This is a genomic window from Poseidonibacter sp., from assembly GCF_041821165.1.
GTDB lineage: Bacteria > Campylobacterota > Campylobacteria > Campylobacterales > Arcobacteraceae > Poseidonibacter.
Genome location: NZ_JBGUES010000203.1, coordinates 1 through 3,902, shown reverse-complemented (window position 1 = coordinate 3,902; position 3,902 = coordinate 1). Strand labels below are relative to the sequence as shown.

Genomic DNA, 3,902 nt, shown 5'->3' with positions numbered 1-3,902 from the left:
GAAAAAAAACAAACTCAATCTTTAACAAAAAAAATGCAAACTAATCAAGAATCAATATCTTCTTCACCATGGTAATATATGTAAAACAACTAATAAAAAGCTACTATTTGTAATTAAATAAATAGAAACTATAATAAAAAGGTCATAATTTATAGATTTTCTAACTTAAGATGATAGAATCCTCAAACTAAAATAAAAGATAATTCAAAGGGATTAGTATATGAGTAATGAGGTAAAACTAGATTCTAGCACAATGATTGTATCAGAAACAGATACAAAAGGTAGAATACTTTACGCAAATAGTGACTTTTGTAGAATTTCAGGATACTCAAAAGATGAACTAATTGGAAAACCTCACAATATGGTAAGACATAGAGATATGCCAAAAGCTGCTTTTGCTGACTTATGGAAAACAATACAAGAAAATAAAACTTGGAATGGAATTGTTAAAAATACTACAAAAGATGGAAAATATTATTGGGTAAATGCAACTGCATATCCTGTAACAAAGAAGAATGGTGAAAAAAGATTTATTTCAGTTAGAATAAAACCAACTGAAGAAGAAATCAAAAATGCAGAAATCTTATATAAACAATTATTACAGCAGGAGCACTAATGTTTTTATCAAATAAAAAAGATGTAGATTTATTAGTATCATTTATTGATCAGTTTGATTCATATATAAAAAGTGATATAAATAGTTTTGATATTCCAGAAGAATCAACAAAAAAATTAAAAAAAATTGAAGATAAAATAGTTAATTTAGCTCAATATATAAAAGATCAAAAAACACAAGATATAAAAGTATTTGGTGAAATAATGCTAGTTTGTGAAAAACTATCTGATGGATTTACAGATGATGAAATCACAGAAAAATCTAGTGATGCAAAAATCAACTATATTAGTAAAACAATTAATAGTATGTCTACAAAACTTGATAATGCATTAAGAGAAGTAACACAAAGACTAAAAGAGTATGAAAACCAAAACTATTTACAATCTATAAATGAAGATGCTTTTAGAGGTGGAGAATTAAAAAATCTATTAATTGGAATTAATTCACTAAAAAATAAAGTAACAAATAATCTTGCTAGAAACTATCGTCAAGGATTAGTTTTAAAAGAAGAATCAGAACTATTAAAAGAAGAATCAAAAAAATTAGCTGATTCTACAATGATTCAAGCCTCAACTATTGAAGAAACTGCTGCTTCAATTGAAGAGATTACTGCAACAATTACACAAAATAGAATTACAACAAATGAAATGTCAGGATTAGGTGTAAAGGTTAAAGAATCAGCTAAATCAGGAATTGAGCTAGTAAATCAAACTCGTACATCAATGGAAGATATTTCATCTGCTACAAAAGAAGCAGTTGAAGCTATTGGTATTATTTCACAAATTGCATTTCAAACAAATATCTTATCACTAAATGCAGCAGTAGAAGCTGCAACTGCTGGTGAAGCAGGAAAAGGTTTTGCTGTTGTTGCAGGAGAAGTAAGAAACTTAGCAAATAAATCAGCAGAAGCTGCAAAACAAATCGAAGAGTTAATGACTAATCTTACAAGAAAAACAGTTGAAGGATTAACTACATCTGAAAAAATGTTTAATGAGTATAATGTTCTTAATGAAGATATTTCTAATACAATTGAATTAATTAGTAAAGTTGAAAACTCTTCGAAAGAACAAGAACTTGGTATTAAACAAATAAATGATGCAGTTTCACAAATCGATAGATTTACTCAAGAAAATGCACAAATTGCAGATAATGTAAGACATACCTCAACTCAAAGTAATAATATAGCAAATCAAGTTGTTGAAGCAATTACAGAAGCTCAATTTATTGGAAAAGAAAATATAAAAATCAGAAAAAAAGACTCTCGTAATAAGTATAATGGAGAAGAAAGAAGATTTGACTTTGAATAACTAAGAAATAGAGTATTTTTTTAATACCCTATTTTTTATTCTACTATTTTATAAATTACTCATTGAAGCAATTTCATTATCATTTTTTATTAAAATAGCTTGTGTTGGATATGCAAATTCACAGTTGTTTTTTTCAACTAATTGTGCAATTTGAATTAATACATCTTCTTTTGTATGAAGCCAATCTTCCCAGTTTGGACTTCTTGAAAAACAATAAACTAAAATATCAATTGATGAAGAATTAAAACTATCAATATAAACTAATAAAGTTCTTTTTACACCTTGTAAATCCTCTTTTTTAATAGCCTCAAAACCTCTACTTCTAGCAATCTGTGAGTTTTTTTCAGATGCTATTAAAGGATGATCTTTTAACATTGATTCAATATCAGTTTTTAGATTTACAATATCTTCCATTTTACTTTCGTAAGTAACTCCAATATTCATCTTTATTCTTCTACCAATCTTTCTTTTTGACCAGTTCATAATATGGTCATTTGCTAGTTGTGAATTTGGAATTGTAATCATTGCATTATCAAAAGTCCTAATTCTAGTAGTTCTCATTCTAATATCTACAACTGTTCCTTCAATACTTGTTGTTTTAATCCAATCACCTTGAGAAAAAGAGTTATCAGTCATAATATTTAATGAACCAAAGAAGTTAGCTAAGGTATCTTTAGATGCTAAAGCTATGGCAATACCACCAACTCCAAGAGAAGCTGCTATTGCTTTTATATCAATTCCTAGTTGTGAGAATAAAAATAAAATTACAAGAAGAACTAAAATAAATTTAATTATCTTTAATACAAATGAAATTATTTCTTTTCTTACATTTGGATATTTGTCAAGCAAACTATGAGCATAAATATTTATACTATTATTTAATATCGAATACAAGGCCCAAGTTAATAATCCAATATAAATAGTATTAATCCATGGCATTATTTTTAAAATAATATCTGTTCTTTGAACTAAAATATAAATAGAAATTTGAATTGATAAAGTATATAAAGCAAATATCAATGGAGAATCCAATGACATTCTTAAATACTCTTTTATTAAATCACTATCTTCATTTGATTCTTTTACAAAAACTCTAGACACTAAGTTTGCAACCACTGCAATAACTTTTGTATTTAGAAGTCTAAAAATAAGAATAATTAATAATACAACTACAGCCTCACCTACTGAAAATTTTAAGTGATAAGAAGTAAGACTTGAAACAAATGATATTCCAGATATAGAATCAATTTTGTTTACAAAGTATTGTAGATTGAATTCATCAATAAAAAAGTTTGTATTTCTATATTTTGCAATATTTGTTTTTAGATATTCTAAAATAAAAAGTTCACTATTTATTTGATTTGTTAAATCAAGATAATTTTGCACAAATGCACTTGAAATATGATTTTTATTTGTCAATTCGCTATTGTAAATTGGAGTATATTTTGAAATATTTATTTTATTAATTGCACTAATATTTTTATCAAGTAAATTTATAAAGTATTGTTTATCTTTATACTCTTTTTTTGCAATAACTATTTGTTTTAAAGTTTCTTGATATCTTTTATTCTCTTTTAAAGCTATAAGTTTTAATTCATCTCTTTTTATTGCTAAGATATTATTTTGTCTTTTATTTGCATTGATTTTATTTGTAAGTAAATTAAAATCTTCTTTGTACTCATCTAAATCAAACTCTTCATTTAAATAATATTCAGTATTGATTTTATTAAGCACATCATCTATTAATTTATTTTGTAAAATTATTTGTTCTGATTCAGCATTGTTTTGTTCATCAACTACACTCTCTTTTTTTATTAAAGGAGTTTGCTTTTCTTGAACTTCTTGGGAAAATAGAAATATTGGGATTATAAGTATAAAAAGATATTTAAGTAACATTGTTGCTCCACGCTAGGTTTTTATATGTATAATAAACACATATAAATAATAATTTGCTATTATTACATAAACTCAATAAATAA

At 25.3% G+C, this 3,902-nt stretch carries 3 protein-coding genes; 2 read left to right on the top strand and 1 reads right to left on the bottom strand.

The window, feature by feature from the left end; all coding sequences use genetic code 11:
- The first annotated feature begins 220 nt into the window (after positions 1-220).
- Both ACERKK_RS11930 and ACERKK_RS11925 read left to right on the top strand, forming a co-directional pair.
- Positions 221-616: a PAS domain-containing protein gene (locus tag ACERKK_RS11930; protein ID WP_373773300.1), complete on the top strand. Its 396-nt coding sequence runs from the start codon at positions 221-223 to the stop codon at positions 614-616.
- A complete protein-coding gene (locus tag ACERKK_RS11925; RefSeq protein ID WP_373773299.1) occupies positions 616-1,923 on the top strand; it encodes a methyl-accepting chemotaxis protein in 1,308 nt (435 codons plus the stop codon). The genes ACERKK_RS11930 and ACERKK_RS11925 overlap by 1 nt, the downstream gene beginning before the upstream one ends.
- Before the next feature lie 48 nt (positions 1,924-1,971).
- On the opposite strand, the gene ACERKK_RS11920 is transcribed toward ACERKK_RS11925, so the two are convergent.
- Positions 1,972-3,819, bottom strand: coding sequence for a mechanosensitive ion channel family protein (locus tag ACERKK_RS11920; protein WP_373773298.1), 1,848 nt, complete (start codon positions 3,817-3,819; stop codon positions 1,972-1,974).
- Positions 3,820-3,902 lie beyond the last annotated feature (83 nt).